The organism is Priestia sp. FSL W8-0524, from assembly GCF_038005965.1.
GTDB classification, from domain to species: domain Bacteria; phylum Bacillota; class Bacilli; order Bacillales; family Bacillaceae_H; genus Priestia; species Priestia zanthoxyli.
Window position 1 is genome coordinate 1,757,279 of sequence record NZ_JBBOUG010000001.1, and the last position, 16,439, is coordinate 1,773,717.

Below are 16,439 nucleotides of genomic sequence, written 5' to 3' on the forward strand. Positions count from 1 at the left end.
TAAATTCCCTTCTTCTACTAGACTCATATCTTCATATGGTACTATAAAAAAACGTTTGATTCAATTTAATGATTTTTTGAAAACAAGAAGCATGCGTATACTTTGTTTGAACGCCCCGTAAGTAGATGAAACAAAGAACTTGAGACATAGCTAAAACAGCCCAATCAATAGCTAAAAGCAATTAAACACATGAAAGCTACGTTTACCATGACAACGAAAAAATACGAAGTAATAATCAATCATTTTGATTATTACTTCGTATTTTACTTCGACTAAAATTCTTTTATTTCAGCCTCTTGATTAGTAAGCTGCTAGAGTTTGATTCGTTTTCTGAGCATCTCCTTCACTGAAAGCTTCTTTTAAGAGCGTATAAGACCGCTTTTTTTGTTCAAAATCTTGAAGAGCAGTAAGAATAATAAATTCATCAATAGAAAATGCCTGTTTCAAAGCTTGGAGCTTTTGACGAACGGTTTCTTTTGTACCGTATATGACGTTTGCTTCTTTTTCTTCAATTCGATAGCTTTCTTTAGACTGCTGACCAAATTCTTCCGCTTTTTCTTTGGAGCCTAATGTAGCGGATTTCCCATTTTGTAAGTATACTTTAAATATTTTTGTGCTGGATGCTAATGCTTTTGCTTCTTCTACGGTATCCGCTACGATGACGGAAAGGGCAACGACAAGCGAGCGTGCATGGGATGAAACGTGCTGATTATAGACGGAAATCGCTTCTTCTAGCACTTTTTGATCACCATTAATGAATTGAGCAAATACATAAGGAAGATTTAGAGATGCCGCTAGCTCTGCGCTTGAAGCACTTGCTCCCAGTAAAAACATATCTGCTGCTTTTTCGGGCCTTGGATAGGCTTTTAAACCGTAAAGAGGGTGATCTTCCGGCAGCGTATCGTTTAGGTATTGTTTAAGTTCTATCAGTTTGTCTGTTAAGGACTTAGTGGGCTGAGAGTTTTGTTGCAAGGCTTGAGTAGAATGAGGTAGTCCTCCTGGTGCTCTGCCGATTCCAAGATCGATGCGATTTGGAGATAATGAGGCTAAAACGTTAAAATTTTCTGCTACTTTATAAGGGCTGTAGTGTTGAAGCATAACACCGCCTGAGCCGATACGGATATGATGTGTTTTGGCGAGCAGGTGAGAAATTAACACTTCGGGTGATGATCCTACAACATGTTCAGAGTCATGATGCTCCGCTACCCAAAAACGGTGGTAGCCAAGTTCTTCTGCTAGCTGAGCTAATTGAATGGTATGCTGAAATGCATCTTCAGCACGCTCACCTTCATAACGCGGGCTTTGATCTAAAATACTTAATTTCACTGAAAACACTCCTTAAAGTTGATAAAAAAGGTAAGAATAATTGGGATTAATTTTAGCAAAGGATTTTCCAGATGAAAAGAGTTTTTTTAAAGAAAAATATTTTTTGAAAAATAAGTTGACTTTGCCATTTTGAGGCTATATAGTTGAATCATCAAATAGAAAAGCCGATAAAACAACTTGGATAAATAAGAATTGAGTGAGTATGTTTCAAAGACACTTCACTTCATTCTCCGGTTTTATCAAAAAAACAGTTAAAGCTGATTGGTCTACCAAAGGCTCCTGAGGAAACTCTAGGAGCCTTTTTGCTGTAAAAAGGAGGGGGAAAAGGTGAGCGATGTATGTATTTTATATAACGGAAGCTCTCATAATTATCAACAAATAGCCTCAGTGAAAGATGAGCTAGAAGCTTGCTTAACCTCAAAAGGAGTGCACGCCGAAGCTATCTCGTATCATGATGTACACGCTTTGAAGCAGGAAGCGCAGAAAGAAGTAAAGGCATTTATTTCGAAAATGAACCAAGCTAAAAGCATTGTCGTTCTGTTATCGGGAGTAAATGAAACATACGTAGAATCTTTTGAACGGCTAACAAAAATATTGCCAGAAGATTTATTGTATAAAAAAATACTTCTGCCAATTCTTATTGGTGAAAATGTGAATTCTTTACTAAAAGCTAAGTATGATTTAAAACTTTTAGCGTCTTTTTTAGGTAGACCTTACTGGCTCAGCAGTCTTTTTCTACTGCATGAATACGTCTCTTTTACAGGTATTAACAATGCGAATGCCAAAAGTCGTTTAAAGGAAGCGGTGGATGAGCTGATTTACAAAGGTAATCTATCCCTTCAAACATTTATAAAATGAGGTGAAAAAAATGAGTGAATTATTTCGATTAGCTACCGTAGAAGATGCTGAAGAACTGTTGGATTTAACGCTTCGAGCATATGAGCCGATTCGAAAGCTAGGAATTAAATTTCCTGCTGCGACGGCAACGATTCAACTTGTAAAAGAAAACATTCAAAACAGCCGCTGCTACGTGCTGGAAAGTGATGAAAAAATCGTAGCTACGATTACAGCAAGAACGTATAAAGAAATAACGAACTGGCCTTTCTTATGGTGGTTTGCGGTAGATCCTTTGCTTAAAAAGAAAGGAGTAGGTTCTAAACTCTTAACGTGGGTTGAAGAAACGGTTATTCGAGATCAACTGGGGGCTCCTGCTGTTACATTAGCTACTTCTGATCGACACCCATGGCTGATTCCTATGTATGAAAGAAAAGGGTATGAACGCTTTTTTGAAGTCGATCAAGGAGAAGAAGGAAAAGGCGTATTCTTAAGGAAGATCTTACATCCCGAAAGATATGAGTTAGAAAAACACAAGGAGTTACAACAAGCTAATTAATCATTTAAAAGAAAAGAGGAGAAACCATGTCAGTAAAAATTTTATTATGGAATCGAAAAGGTTGTCATCATTGCGAAGAACTAAAAGCATATTTTCATGAAAAAGGCCATCAATATGAAAGTATCGATGTAGAAGGAAAAGATTATTTGCGAGATCTACTTGAAATTAAATACGGTATTCGTCATGTACCGGTCGTTGAAATTGGAGATAAGGGGCAGTTTAAAGGAGTTATTGAAAAAGATTATGAACAAATAGAAAAGTTGATTGAAGACTATTCACCAATCGTTAAATAGCTGCAACATCCATTTTATTAACTCGTTAAAACAATAAATTATTTTGAGACATAGTGAGGGACCAAACACATGAAAAAACTACAGCTGACAGCTATCTTTTTATCACTTCTTTTATTATTAGCCGCTTGCGGAACACCCAATAAAGAAACAGCAGCTAACGCAAGCAAAGACAAAGTGCAAAAAATTATTGTAGGAACGGGTACGCAATTTCCCAACATTTGCTTTCTTGACAATAAAGGAAATCTAACGGGGTATGACGTAGAGCTTGTTAAAGAAATAGACAAACGTCTTCCAAACTATAAGTTTGAATTCAAAACGATGGATTTTTCTAATTTACTTTTGAGCTTGGAATCCAACAAAATTGATTTAGTCGCCCATCAGATGGAAGTGAATGAAGAAAGAAAACAAAAGTTCCTGTTTAATAAAGAACCTTATAATATCTTTCCGCTACATGTAGTTGTAAATGAAAAAAATACGTCAATTAAATCAATTAAAGATTTGAGTGGTAAAAAGGTAATTGTAGGAGCAACGAGTAACTCTGCTAACTTAATCGATAAGTATAACAAAGAACATGGAAATAAAATTGATATCGTTTATTCAGGTCAAGGATCTGATGATACAAAAACGCAGCTAAAAACAGGACGTGCGGACGCTACAATTAGTACGCCGTTTGCAGTTGACTTTGTCAATAAGCAAGCGGACGCAGAGCAAAAAGTTGTGGGACCTGCTATTTCAAATTCAAAAGTATATTTTATGCTTCGAAAAAATGAAACAGGTTTACAAAAAGATGTTGATAAAGCGCTAAAAGAAATAAAAGAAGACGGAACATTGACAAAATTAAGCAAAAAATGGCTAGGAGAAGATTATACAAAAGCAGCTGGAAATAACTAAATCACTTACTGTGACCCAAGCCTTGAACTTGGGTCCTTTCGCTACCTGTAGAGGGAAACAAAGGAGAGAAAAAGATGGGAAAAGCATTTGATATAGAGCTGATTTTCACCTCTATTCCTCAATTATTATCTTATTTGCATATTACAATTTGGATTTTGGTTGCTTCACTTTTGATTGGCAGTACCTTGGGATTGTTTATTGCCCTGCCTCGTATTTATAAAGTACCGGTGTTAAGTCAATTAGCAGCAGTTTATATTTCTTTTATGAGGGGGACGCCTATTTTAATTCAATTATTTTTAGTTTTTTACGGGGTACCTGCCCTCTTACAATTGATTCATATTGACGTTTCTAGAATGGCTCCGCTCGTATTTGTGATTATCACATATTCACTGAGCACGGCGGCGTCTTTTTCTGAAATGATGCGCGGTGCCATTAATAGTGTAGATAAAGGGCAAACTGAAGCAGCGTATAGTGTAGGAATGACCGGAAAACAAACGTTCACTCGAATTGTGCTGCCGCAAGCTCTCGTTGTAGCATTTCCTAACTTTGGAAACCTTGTGATTGGTTCCTTAAAAGATACGTCTTTAGCCTTTACCATTGGTGTCATGGATATGATGGGAAGAGGAGATACCATTATCGCAGCAACGGCTCATGCAGTTGAAGTATATATTGCACTTGCCATTATTTATTATTTGGTAGCCATTATATTAGAGAAATTTTTTATGAAATCCGAACAGAAGCTGCAAAAACACGATCAGCCTGTTCATGTATAAAACGAGCTTACTAAAAGAGGTGTAAACATGATTATTGACGTACCGTTTATATGGACAGCATTTGTAGAAATTTTGAAGGCATTACCTTTAACACTCCTTATTACCATCGGTCCATTACTAGGCGGATTGCTTATTGGTATTGCTGTTGCGGCTGTGAGAATTAATTCAGTAAAAATAATAACGCCTATTGCCAACGTATACGTATCATTTTTTCGAGGAACGCCTGCCATTCTTCATATTATGGTTATTTACCTAGGGTTCCCGCTATTGATTAATAAACTATCAAGCTACTATGGATGGGGCTTCAATGCAAACAGCATTCCTATTGTCGTATTTGTATTAATCGCTTTGTCTTTTACAGCGGGGGCTTATATGTCAGAGATCATTCGCTCTGGTTTGTTAGCGGTAGAAAAAGGACAAATTGAGGCTGCGTATTCCATTGGAATGAATCGTTTTCAATCGATGAAACGAATTGTTTTCCCTCAGGCGTTTGCTTTATCTTTACCAAATTTATGCAATATCTTCATCGGCTTTTTGCATACGTCTTCTATCGCATTCATCGTCTCACAAAAAGAGTTAAACGGTGCAGCTAATATCGTAGCTTCAAATAATCTTAAGTTTTTAGAAGCCTATATTGCTGCTGCCCTTATTTATTGGATGCTGACGATGTTAATAGAAGGAATAACAGCGCTGCTTGAACGAAAATTAACGGTTTATAATCGAGGAGGGGTTGTATGATTACATTAACAAATATTAAAAAAACATTTGGTCAACATACAGTATTGGACGGTATTGATTTAATTGTTAAAAAAGGGGACGTTGTGACCATTTTAGGGCCGAGTGGCTCTGGAAAGACTACGTTTTTACGCTGCATTAATTTCTTAGAAAAAGCAGATGAAGGAGAAGTTTCGATCGATCAATTTACGGTTCAGTGCCAAAAGCCAAACCGCAAAGATATTTTAACTCTTCGACAAAAAACAACGATGGTTTTTCAGCAATACAATTTGTTTAAACACAAAACCGTTATTGAAAATATTATGGAGGGGCTAGTTATTGTTCAAAAGCTGCCAAAGGAAGAAGCAAAACAACGAAGTTTAGACGTCCTTGAAAAAGTTGGGCTTGCTGAAAAAGCAAATGCGTACCCAAGTCAGTTATCAGGAGGTCAACAGCAGCGGGTGGGTATCGCTAGAGCGCTTGCTTTAAATCCTGAAGTCATTTTATTTGATGAGCCAACGTCTGCTTTGGACCCTGAACTGGTGGGTGAAGTACTGTCTGTTATTCGTAAAATTGCTGAAGAAGGAATTACGATGATTATTGTTACGCACGAAATGAGTTTTGCCCGTGAAGTCTCTAATCACGTGGTGTTTATGGACGGAGGAAAGATTGTCGAACAAGGTCATCCTGAAGAAATATTTTTAAATCCAAAAGAAGATCGAACAAAGCAATTTTTCAAGCGTATTAACCCAACGCATTCGCCTTACTCTTATGTTTATGAAAAAACAATCTAATATTTTAATTTAAAACCCACTTGACTCATAGGAATAATAAGTATATGATGAAATCATCAAATTAAACAAACCGACTAGATCACTAGAGGTTCTTTGCACAATGTCACGCATTGTGCAAAGAACCTTTTATTTTTTACTAGACTTAAGGGAAGAAGGGTGAACGTAGTGAATCGAGGAGCATTAAAAGCTAAAACAAGCAAAAAACTTATTATAAAAGGCCAGGTTGTACCTGGAAGGCAGCAAGGAAGACATTTGGGTTTTCCGACAGCTAATATAGATACTCAGCATGAGGAATTAAAAAATGGCGTGTATGGTGTCCTCGTTCATCTGCGGGGACTTGAACATATAGGAGTTATGAATGTAGGCGTTAAGCCGACATTTGGATCGGAACTATCTAAAACATTTGAGGTTCATATTTTGGATTTTAACGACGTTATTTATGGAGAGACAGTTCAATGCGACGTTATCTTTCGGGTGCGAGGTGAGAAAAAGTTCCCTTCCATTGAGTTTTTAAAACATCAAATTAAAGCCGATACACTACAAGTTAAGCAAAGATTTCAACATATGGGCTATGTATCTAGTGAACATACAGCTTCCAAGCTAGGGCAAGCGAGATATTTAAATCTGCCTGATCTACAGTTTTTTAATTGGTGCCACAGCCAATTCAGAGTCAATAAAGGGATTTACAATACAATTGATCAATGGTTTTATGACGAAGGAATTGAAAATATTCACCCTAGAAGAGTTCACGTTATCGCTTTTTTGCAATTTGCACAGGAAGGAAATGAAAGAAAGACAGAAAAAGAAGGAGTCCTTCGCTTTGGAGCAGGCGGTTTGACCAATCAACTACGAGAATTTATGAATGGATATGAAAAAGGAGAATGGTAATATGACAATAAAAAGACAATTAAAGCTAGGGGCTATTATTCATGGAGTGGGAGGAAACATGGGGGCATGGAGACACCCTGAAATTTTGTCAGATGCCAGCGTTAATTTCGGTTTTTACAAGCAGCAGGCTCAAAAAGCGGAAGAAGGAAAATTTGATTTAGTGTTCATTGCCGATGGGTTATATATTAATGAAAAATCGCTTCCGCATTTTTTGAATCGTTTTGAACCTCTCACTATTCTATCAGCACTTGCTTCTGTCACTTCTCATATTGGTTTAGTTGGCACTCTATCGACTTCGTATAGCGAGCCGTTTACGGTGGCTAGACAATTTGCTTCACTTGATCATATTAGCAGCGGCCGAGCGGGATGGAATGTTGTAACATCTCCATTGGAAGGATCTGCGCTTAACTATGGAAAAGAACACCCCACTCATGATAAACGCTATAGAATAGCTGAAGAGTTTCTAGAAGTAACGAAGGGATTATGGGATTCTTGGGAAGATGATGCATTTATTCGAAATAAAGAAACCGGACAATTTTTTGAAGAGAAAAAGCTGCATCGCTTGCACCACAAAGGGGAATTTTTTTCTGTAGAAGGTCCGTTAAACATTGGCCGCTCAGCTCAGGGGCAGCCCGTAGTGTTTCAAGCAGGCTCCTCTGAAAGCGGAAAAGATTTAGCAGCGAAAACGGCTGACGCAGTGTTTACGGGACAAGATAATTTAGAAGAAGCGAAAGCTTTTTACCAAGATGTAAAATCAAGAGCCGTAGCGCAAGGACGCAATGAAAACGAACTTTTAATTTTCCCGGGAATAGGTCCTATCATTGGCAGTACAACCGAAGAATCCGAAAGAAAATATGAAGAACTTGCTCAATTGGTAACAATTGAACATGCGCTCAACTATTTAGGACGTTTTTTCGATCATTTTGATTTTTCACAGTTTCCATTAGATGAGGCGTTTCCTGATTTAGGGGATATCGGAAGTAATAGTTTCCGCAGTACAACTGATAAAATCAAAGAAAATGCTAAAAAACATAAGTGGACACTGCGAGAAGTGGCGCTACGAATTGCTACACCTAAAACACAATTTATTGGGACGCCAGAGCATATCGCTAATTTGATGCAACAGTGGTTTGAAAAAAAAGGAGCTGACGGCTTTATTATTCATTCAAGCGTTCCGCATGGCTTAGATGACTTTGTTGAACACGTCGTACCGATACTGCAAGAAAGAGGCCTGTATCGTACAGAATACGAAGGGAGTACGTTAAGAAGTAACTTGCAATTGAATGTTCCTAAAAATCGTTACACACAGGTGAAAGTTAACTGAAGTGGATTAAAAGAGACTCGAAGGAGTCTCTTTTTTAATATTTTTAATATTAAAAATATGGTAAAATTATTTTTGTAGGTTATTCGTTTCAGTTCATAAGGCCTAAAGGGTTTTGAATATCCGGAAAGGAGTCAAATGGAAAAAAGACATAAAAGTAAGAAGAAGCGTATGATTATGTGGATATCTTTATCCGTTCTTTTAGTCGGGGGAGGAGCGACAGGATGGATATTGTACCAAAACGGAAAAATTCCTTTTTTATCACAGCAAAGTATAAAGGCAAGTGCCATTAAAGTGAATCAACAAAAAGTTGATAAGCTGGAAAGCAACGATCAGCAGGCAAAAGATTTTATAGCTGAACATCATGACGTACTAAATGATTTGACGGGGTGGAGTGCCATTGAGCACCCAGACTGGCCTGCCGTACAAGAAGAAGCGGCAGCCATTAAAAATACCATTGGCACGATTGAAGTAAAAGATTCTGTTTTAAAGAAAGACTTTCAGCATATGGAGAAGCTTGCTGGACAGTTAGAGCAGACGAAAGATCAAGCACTGTTAAAAGAACTTCATCGTTATTTTCATGACTTAGATGTTGTGATCAATGAAGACGATGGATCAAATACATATTTTAATGTTACCAGCTATGGTAAATCAGTTGTAAAGACTTCTAAATGAGCTATAGCAAAAAGCTTTATACATAAAAGTAGTTTTGTATAACAAACGTCTTCGCTTATTCATGCATATGCTACGGATAAGGAGGAGACGGGTTATATGAAAAAAATTTATTTAGATGCAGGTCACGGAGGGGCAGATCTAGGGGCTGTAGCCAACGGGTTATATGAAAAAGACGTAGTGTTAGCTGTTCAACAGCACATCATCTCTTTTCTTTCTGCTCACTATCAAGGATTTTCTCTTTGTACAACGCGTACAACCGATGTGTTTCTGTCATTAAATGAACGGGTCAACAAAGCCAATGCGTGGGGGGCTGATGTATACTTATCTATTCATATAAATTCAGGTGGCGAAACGGGATATGAAGATTTTATTTATAGCAAAAATATAAATAACCAAACCATTGTGTTACGAAACGATATTCACGATCATGTGAAATTTGTTCTCGCTAAATACAATCACTCTAACCGAGGCAGGAAATTAGCTAATTATAGTGTGTTAAGGCGTTCATATATGCCGTCTGTATTAACTGAAATTGGGTTTATTGATACAGAACACGATGCAAAGCTCTTAAAAAATCCTCAATTTCTAAAAGATATGGGGGTGGCATATGGAAAAGGGATTGCGCAGTTTTTAAACTTGGAGCCTAAATCTACAGATTCTGTGGGAGATCCTGACGAAGAAGGGTTTCTAAAGCCTACTTTTTTATATAAACCTTTATGGATAAAAACAACCGAGGATACTGAGACGTATAAGTATGCAAATATGTCAGAGAGAACAGGTTATTTAAAAAAGAATACCCTCTTTCAAGTTGATAGTGAAACGCATGCAGCCTGGATAATTGATGGAGAACATTTTATTGAAAAAAAAGATACAATCATTGAAGGAGAAACTATCACAACTGCAGAATTAACAAAAGAAAATTTGGAAGCATTAAAATTGTTTGTGAGGGAAGAAAAGTTGGAAACAGCGGTAACCTTTTCTAAAGAAGGAGCTGCGGTAGCCATCTTTACACTTCACGATAAAAAAATATTGAATGTAAAAGCATTTTTAGATAGAGAAAAATGGTGGTACAAAGCTGAACGGATAAAAACATCGTGAAAAAACCTGCTTGTTTTTTTGAAGCTTTCACCCTAGTAATTTTACTTATTTTTGATAGAATATAAAGAGCTGAATCGTAAAGATGCATAAAGGTGTGATGGAAATGGAAGAGCAACAAGAAGCGATTGATTTAACAAAAGTATATGTATATGAGGAGTTTCCGGATAAAGTTGCAGGCAGATGCGATAACTGTGGACATGTGAAATTTAAAAGCTTAGTAAAAGACTTTATTTTTATCCGTACATGCGCAAAGTGCGGCATGAAAAAAAGTATTTAAATCCCTACTTCTTTATAAAAAACGCTCTTTTCTAAAATGAAAAGAGCGTTTTTTCTCTATTTAACGTATAAATGATCGCTAAGCTGCTCTGAAATAGTTTCTACATCTTCTTGCACATGTTTTTGTTTTTTCATCATTTCTAACAGGATTTGTTCAAGGTTCTGTGAATAATTTTGCTTATCTTTTGGTTTATGTAAATACTTTGCGATTTGATGCATATTATTGCTTAGCCGGCTTAGCTCAGACTCAATTTTTCGCAGGTTAACTAATAGTTCCACCCCTGCTTCTTTGCCGATTAAAGGCGGCTTAACTTTTCCGTCCATAATAAATTTTCGAATGAGAGACGTTCGTTTTAAATTATAGTGTTCAATAAGTTCCTCTAATTTTTCTTTTTCTTCTTCATTCAACTTAATTGCTGGAATGCTGTGTCCTCTCATAAGGTATCTCCTTTCAAGAGCAGTTCTTGCTGCGTTCAATCATATGTAAACATTCTCTTGTCTTTAATAATAGCAACCTTTTCCATGGTTAACTATGGTGAAAAGTTACTAAAATGTCGAACGTACAGTCTGTTAAAAAACTGGTAAATTAAGAAATTTGGTTTAGTAATAGTTGAATTATAGAAGTAATGTCATTATCTACAATATTGCTGCTTTATTAAAAAGGCAGCCAAAGGGATGAATATACCGCCTTTGTACTCACCATTTTTGAAAGCGCAGTTTTAAAGAAGAGGGATGGTTTTTATCGTTTTTTCCTCCTACCACATCTTTCCTCCTAGTAACTCTGTCGAATCTTCTAGACTATTGTCTCAAGGGAATAGAAAGAAAGAAGACGAAATGGTTGAGAACGAGGTAAAGTCATATTATGTCTTTATTTACCTCATTTACATACTTTACGGGGGAGGAATACGTTTGAAACTAAAAAAACGATTAAAACTAAACAAGATAGGGGCAGCCATGCTTGCGGCTGGGGTGATATGTACAGGTTATACGCCTATTCATATGCTACAAGCGCCTCTAGTCGCTCAGGCTGCAGAGAATCAGTCGGACTCTTTGGAGCTAGCATTTGCACAAGCATCTAAAGAATTTGGTGTGCCAGCTTCGCTTTTAAAAGCAATTTCCTACAACAAGTCACGCTGGGAAAGTCATAATGGGAAACCTAGCGCAGCCGGGGGATACGGCCTCATGCATTTAACAGACATCCCTTTTTTAGAAGATGGAAAAGGAAACGGAACTGCGTCTTCACAACCAGCATATGACAAACAGCAAACGCTCTCCTTAGCTGCTAAGCTGCTTAAGTCAGATAAAGAAAGATTAAAAAATGACCCTGTGCAAAATATTCGTGGTGGCGCTGCTGTACTAGCTTTTATTGCAAAAGACAAAAATGGAAACGTACCGTCTACTGATCAGAAATGGTACGACGCAGTCGCCGCTTACAGTTCTTCTCAAGATAAAGAAAACGCTCAAGTATTTGCCGATGATGTATATGAAACGCTGGAAAAAGGGGCAGAGCGTACAACATCAGATGGACAGCATCTTAAAATTTCTCCTCAACATATAGATATGTCGATTCCTCGTGCTGAAAATTCCAATACGAATAAAGCGGATTGTCCGGCATCTTTAAAATGTGAATACATTCCTGCTTTTTACGGGAAATTCAGCGAAAGTCCTTCAGATTACGGAAACTATGATATTGCAAATCGTCAAAAATCAGATGTTCGCTATATTGTTATTCACGATACAGAAGTAAGTTATGACGGAACCATTGATTTGTTTGCTAACCCTAACAGAGCAGCTGCAAACTATGTCATACGTTCAAGTGATGGCCACATTGCACAGATGATCCATAACAAAGATGTAGCATGGCATGCAGGAAACTGGTATTTTAATACACACAGTATTGGAATCGAACATGAAGGGTTCGCCCTTGAAGGATCCACGTGGTTTACAGAAGAAATGTACCGTTCTTCAGCAAGACTCGTACGCCACCTTGCCAAAGAATATCATATTCCATTAGACCGAGCTCATATTATCGGTCATGACGAGGTACCGGGTTTGTCTCCTAAGGCTCAATCAGGTATGCATTCGGATCCCGGGCCGTTTTGGGATTGGGGGCACTATATGGATTTAGTAGGAAGCCCAGTCGAGCGCCAGCATACAAGCAAACTAGCCGTTACAATTAATCCCGTCTTTGAAAACAATCAGCCAGAGGTATTAGATGCACCAAAGCAGCCGGCCAACTTTGTGTATTTGCATCAAGCTCCTAGCAATGATTCACCGCTACTGAATGAGCCTGCAGCTTCAGGGCCAGGAACGAAACAAACGTTAGACTGGGGAAGCAAAGCTGTAACGGGCCAAACGTACGCAGTGGCTGAGACAAAAGGAGAATGGACAGCGATTTGGTACGGAGGACAAAAAGCGTGGTTTTATAATCCACATAATCAAAATACGAGTAAAGGTACGGGCATATTATTAACGCCAAAAGCAGGAAAAGAAAGCATTCAAGTGTACGGAGGAGCTTTCCCGGAAGCTTCAGCCTATCCTTCTGATATCCCGGTTAAAGACATGGTCCCACTTCAGTATACAATCTCTCCGGATCAGGTGTACGTAGGGGTAGAAAAAGTAAAGAGTGACTATTACTATGCACCCACTTTTACAACAAATCCAAACGATCACAAAATGATTGTGGGAAAAGATGAATATTATCAAATTTATTTTAATCACCGCTATGCGTTTGTGAAAGCTTCGGATGTAGAGATTAAAAAACAATAGAATAGAGTGTTAAAAGAAAGGAAGAGACAGGGTGTATAAAGGGTTTGTCTCTTCCTTTTAATAAAATGTTATGAAAAATTCAGAATTTTATTGACAGTATTGCCTTATAGTGATTTAATAAGATTATTCAACTGGTAATTACATCATTATGAGTTGTAAGTGTAAATAAAATTTATTTTTTAATTCATTTGTCTTACAATGGAGAAAAGAAATAAATTTTAGAAGAGGTGCATTGTGATAGACAATACAAATAAAATAGTGGTAGAAAAAAATAGACCTTTGCCTCTATACTTTCAGCTGAAAGAAGTACTTAAAGAAAAAATTGAAAAAGGAATTTATAAGCCGGATGAATTGATTCCTTCTGAACGAGAACTAATTGATACTTATGGGATAAGTAGAACACCTGTAAGGCAGGCTTTAAATGAACTAGTGGCTGAAGGTTTTTTGAGAAGAGAGCACGGTAGAGGAACCTTCGTTGCACCAAAGAAGATTGACCAAATGTTTTTGGAAAGTTTGAGTAGTTTTGGAGATGAAATGGAGCATAAAGGACTTTCCTTTGAAACAAAAGTGTTAAATAAAGAGATTGTTGAAAAAACGTCCACTCTTCAAGAGATCTTTGGAGATAAATATCAGTTTTTTTACCGAATTGATCGACTAAGGTATATTGAGGAAGATCCATACGTCCTTGTAACGACCTATATTCCAGCATCTCTTGCATCGGGTCTGCTTGATGAAGATTTAGAGGTTCAGTCTTTGTACAAGACGCTTGAATTAAAATATGGATTTCATATCAGTCATGCTAAGCGTGTAATAGAAGCTGTTAATGCTACGAGTGAGGACGCTGGCGCTTTAAATATTCCTCCGATGTCTGCTGTTCAAATTACAAAAACAACGGCTTTTCAAAAAGATTCTCAGCCTTTTGAGTATTCTATAGGGCGTTACCGTGGAGATTTAAACAAGTTTACAGTAGAGGTAAAATACGAAAGAATATAAGAAAGCTGAACGAGTTTTTTAACTTGTTCATTTCTCTGCACTAACTGGTAATTACGTCATTACAAGATGAGATATTTAGTCTATGAGCTACTGAAGGAGGGATGGGTATGAGTAATGGGTATATTATTGCTCATGATATCGGAACAACGGGAAATAAAGCAACTTTATACAAGGCTGACGGAACGTTGGTTAATAGTACGCTCTATAAATATAAAACCTTCTATCCTAAAGCTGGATGGGCTGAACAAAATCCATCAGACTGGTGGGAAGCCGTTTGTGAAACAACAAAAATTTTGCTTGAGCAAAGTGGAGTGAAACGCGAAGAAATTTCTGCTGTGAGTTTCAGCGGGCAAATGCTCGGCTGCTTGCTTGTAGATCGAGATGGAACTCCTCTTGGTAATTCCATTATATGGGCAGATATGCGGGCGGCCGATCAGGCTCGGCGGTTTGAGAATGAAATAGGTATGAAAAATGTTTATGAAATCACAGGACACCGCATTAGCTCATCATATTCTGGAGCAAAGATTAAATGGGTCAAGGAAAATGAGCCGGAACGCTTTAAAAAAGCATATAAAATCTTACAAGCGAAAGATTACCTTGTGTATAAACTAACAGGTATATTTGCAACCGATTATTCAGATGCATGCGGAACTAACTGTTTTGATTTAGTAAATAAAGTATGGTCTCGTGACATTTTAAATACATGGAGAATTGAGCCGGAGCTTTTTCCAGATTTGTATGCTTCTACTGATGTAGTAGGATCAGTAACAGCTAAGGCATCAGACGAAACAGGCTTACTTCAAGGAACTCCTGTGGTAATAGGGGGAGGTGATGGAGTGTGTGCAGCTGCCGGCGTGGGCGTTATGGATGAAGGAGAAGCTTTTAATTACATTGGCTCTTCTTCATGGATTGCAACGGCATCAAACAAGCCTATTTTTGACCCTGAAATGAAAACGTATACATGGGTTCACCTTGATTCTACTAAATATTCCCCTAATGGAACAATGCAGTGCGGTGGGGGATCTATGCAATGGATCACAGAGTTACTTTATCAAAATTCCAACAAAAGCTATGAACTTATGAATAGTGAAGCCGAGCAATCGTCCCCTACGTCAAAAGGGCTAATTTATTTACCTTACTTAATGGGAGAACGCTCACCCAGATGGAATCCGGATGCTAGGGGAGCTTTTGCTGGTTTGTCCATTACTCACACAAGAGGAGACATTGCTCGTTCCGTCATGGAAGGAGTGGCATATAACTTAAAAATTGTACTTGATACTTTTCAAAAAGAAGGAGCACCAATTGACCGGATGTGGGTATTAGGCGGCGGAGCAAAAAGCACTTTATGGCGTCAAATTCTAGCAGATATTTACGGGCTTGATGTGTATGTGCCTAACTATTTAGATGAAGCAACATCTATGGGGGCAGCGATGGCTGGAGCCGTTGGAGTAGGGATAGTAGATAATTTTAAAGAGGCTAAAAAATGGGTGAAGAGAGTAGGTATTCACCATCCTCAGCCAGATATTCAAGAACAGTATCAAGAGTTTTTTTCGATATTTAATGAAACGTATGAACAGCTAAAACCAGTTTACCAAAAGCTAAAAGTTTTTAATTAAAAATAGAGGAGATGCATGATAAATGAGTACATTATTTCAACCTTTTGCTACACAATTAGATTTTGAAACAGGTAAATTAAATCCAGAAGGAAAAGTCATTATTCGACATTTATCGGATATGGAAGGCATGTACTTAGACGAGGGAGAATTTGAAAATCAACTTAAGAACAACCCGCTTATTTACGAGGTTTATAACGTAGTAGTTCCAGAGACAATGCCTCACATTCAGCATTGCGTAACTATTTTGCATCCAGGAAAAGTAGGAAAAGAGTATTTTATGACCAAGGGACATTATCACGAAGTATTAGATAGAGCTGAAATTTATTTTTGCCTTAAAGGAAAAGGTGAGCTGCTAATGCAAACAAAAGACGGAGAGTTTTCTAGCCTAGAAATGGTGCCGGGAACAGTGGCATATGTGGCACCAGAATGGGCTCATCGCACTGTTAATACGGGGGAAGAACCTTTTGTGTTTTTTGCAGCTTACCCGGGAGATGCAGGCCATGATTACGGAGGTATTGAAACAGAAGGATTTGTAAAGGCGTTAGTTGAACAAAATGACAAGCCAACATATATTGAAAACCCTCGCTATATACAAGCGGTAAAATAACAAAAAAGGAGA

At 37.7% G+C, this 16,439-nt stretch carries 18 protein-coding genes; 16 read left to right on the forward strand and 2 right to left on the reverse strand.

The annotated features are described in order from the left end of the window. Positions 1 to 300 precede the first annotated feature (300 nt). Positions 301 to 1,326 carry an LLM class flavin-dependent oxidoreductase gene (locus NST66_RS08775; protein WP_340843269.1) on the reverse strand — a complete coding sequence of 342 codons (1,026 nt, stop codon included), beginning with the start codon at positions 1,324 to 1,326 and terminating at the stop codon, positions 301 to 303. Between the two features lie 327 nt (positions 1,327 to 1,653). On the opposite strand from NST66_RS08775, the gene NST66_RS08780 reads away from it, so the two are divergent. From NST66_RS08780 to NST66_RS08835, 12 genes are all read left to right on the forward strand, one after another. After that, on the forward strand, positions 1,654 to 2,184 hold the full coding sequence (locus tag NST66_RS08780) for a hypothetical protein (RefSeq protein ID WP_028413593.1): 531 nt from the start codon (positions 1,654 to 1,656) through the stop codon (positions 2,182 to 2,184). Positions 2,185 to 2,194: 10 nt separating this feature from the next. Beyond that, positions 2,195 to 2,719: a GNAT family N-acetyltransferase gene (locus tag NST66_RS08785; protein WP_028413592.1), complete on the forward strand. Its 525-nt coding sequence runs from the start codon at positions 2,195 to 2,197 to the stop codon at positions 2,717 to 2,719. A gap of 26 nt (positions 2,720 to 2,745) precedes the next feature. Then, positions 2,746 to 3,012, forward strand: coding sequence for a glutaredoxin family protein (locus tag NST66_RS08790; RefSeq protein ID WP_028413591.1), 267 nt, complete (start codon positions 2,746 to 2,748; stop codon positions 3,010 to 3,012). A 69-nt stretch (positions 3,013 to 3,081) separates the two neighbouring features. Continuing rightward, on the forward strand, positions 3,082 to 3,903 hold the full coding sequence (locus NST66_RS08795; RefSeq protein ID WP_033578803.1) for an amino acid ABC transporter substrate-binding protein: 822 nt from the start codon (positions 3,082 to 3,084) through the stop codon (positions 3,901 to 3,903). 74 nt (positions 3,904 to 3,977) lie between these two features. Next, positions 3,978 to 4,676, forward strand: coding sequence for an amino acid ABC transporter permease (locus NST66_RS08800; RefSeq protein WP_033578804.1), 699 nt, complete (start codon positions 3,978 to 3,980; stop codon positions 4,674 to 4,676). Between the two features lie 27 nt (positions 4,677 to 4,703). Further along, a complete protein-coding gene (locus tag NST66_RS08805) occupies positions 4,704 to 5,414 on the forward strand; it encodes an amino acid ABC transporter permease (RefSeq protein WP_014460395.1) in 711 nt (236 codons plus the stop codon). Beyond that, positions 5,411 to 6,184, forward strand: coding sequence for an amino acid ABC transporter ATP-binding protein (locus NST66_RS08810; RefSeq protein ID WP_034265635.1), 774 nt, complete (start codon positions 5,411 to 5,413; stop codon positions 6,182 to 6,184). The genes NST66_RS08805 and NST66_RS08810 overlap by 4 nt, the downstream gene beginning before the upstream one ends. A 165-nt stretch (positions 6,185 to 6,349) precedes the next feature. Continuing rightward, positions 6,350 to 7,072 carry a riboflavin kinase gene (locus NST66_RS08815; RefSeq protein WP_047751101.1) on the forward strand — a complete coding sequence of 241 codons (723 nt, stop codon included), beginning with the start codon at positions 6,350 to 6,352 and terminating at the stop codon, positions 7,070 to 7,072. A 1-nt stretch (position 7,073) separates the two neighbouring features. After that, complete coding sequence (locus tag NST66_RS08820) at positions 7,074 to 8,396, forward strand: LLM class flavin-dependent oxidoreductase (RefSeq protein WP_340843270.1); 1,323 nt, start codon at positions 7,074 to 7,076, stop codon at positions 8,394 to 8,396. Between the two features lie 168 nt (positions 8,397 to 8,564). Continuing rightward, entirely contained in the window at positions 8,565 to 9,068 is a 504-nt protein-coding gene (locus NST66_RS08825; protein WP_230624621.1) for a hypothetical protein, read from the forward strand. 96 nt (positions 9,069 to 9,164) lie between these two features. Further along, positions 9,165 to 10,166, forward strand: a complete 1,002-nt coding sequence (locus NST66_RS08830) for an N-acetylmuramoyl-L-alanine amidase family protein (RefSeq protein ID WP_328171530.1) — start codon at positions 9,165 to 9,167, stop codon at positions 10,164 to 10,166. A gap of 97 nt (positions 10,167 to 10,263) precedes the next feature. Further along, on the forward strand, positions 10,264 to 10,443 hold the full coding sequence (locus tag NST66_RS08835; protein ID WP_025752091.1) for a hypothetical protein: 180 nt from the start codon (positions 10,264 to 10,266) through the stop codon (positions 10,441 to 10,443). Between the two features lie 56 nt (positions 10,444 to 10,499). On the opposite strand, the gene NST66_RS08840 is transcribed toward NST66_RS08835, so the two are convergent. Next, positions 10,500 to 10,880 carry a plasmid mobilization protein gene (locus NST66_RS08840; RefSeq protein WP_340843271.1) on the reverse strand — a complete coding sequence of 127 codons (381 nt, stop codon included), beginning with the start codon at positions 10,878 to 10,880 and terminating at the stop codon, positions 10,500 to 10,502. 471 nt (positions 10,881 to 11,351) lie between these two features. On the opposite strand from NST66_RS08840, the gene NST66_RS08845 reads away from it, so the two are divergent. The 4 genes from NST66_RS08845 (at position 11,352) to NST66_RS08860 (ending at position 16,427) form a co-directional block, all read left to right on the forward strand. Further along, on the forward strand, positions 11,352 to 13,211 hold the full coding sequence (locus NST66_RS08845; RefSeq protein WP_328171531.1) for an N-acetylmuramoyl-L-alanine amidase: 1,860 nt from the start codon (positions 11,352 to 11,354) through the stop codon (positions 13,209 to 13,211). A gap of 234 nt (positions 13,212 to 13,445) precedes the next feature. After that, positions 13,446 to 14,204, forward strand: coding sequence for a GntR family transcriptional regulator (locus NST66_RS08850; RefSeq protein ID WP_340843272.1), 759 nt, complete (start codon positions 13,446 to 13,448; stop codon positions 14,202 to 14,204). Positions 14,205 to 14,311: 107 nt separating this feature from the next. Continuing rightward, positions 14,312 to 15,820 (forward strand): xylulokinase, encoded by a 1,509-nt coding sequence (gene xylB, locus NST66_RS08855; protein WP_340843273.1) that lies wholly within the window; start codon positions 14,312 to 14,314, stop codon positions 15,818 to 15,820. Between the two features lie 22 nt (positions 15,821 to 15,842). Further along, positions 15,843 to 16,427 carry a glucose-6-phosphate isomerase family protein gene (locus NST66_RS08860; protein WP_033578812.1) on the forward strand — a complete coding sequence of 195 codons (585 nt, stop codon included), beginning with the start codon at positions 15,843 to 15,845 and terminating at the stop codon, positions 16,425 to 16,427. The last annotated feature ends 12 nt before the right edge of the window (positions 16,428 to 16,439 follow it).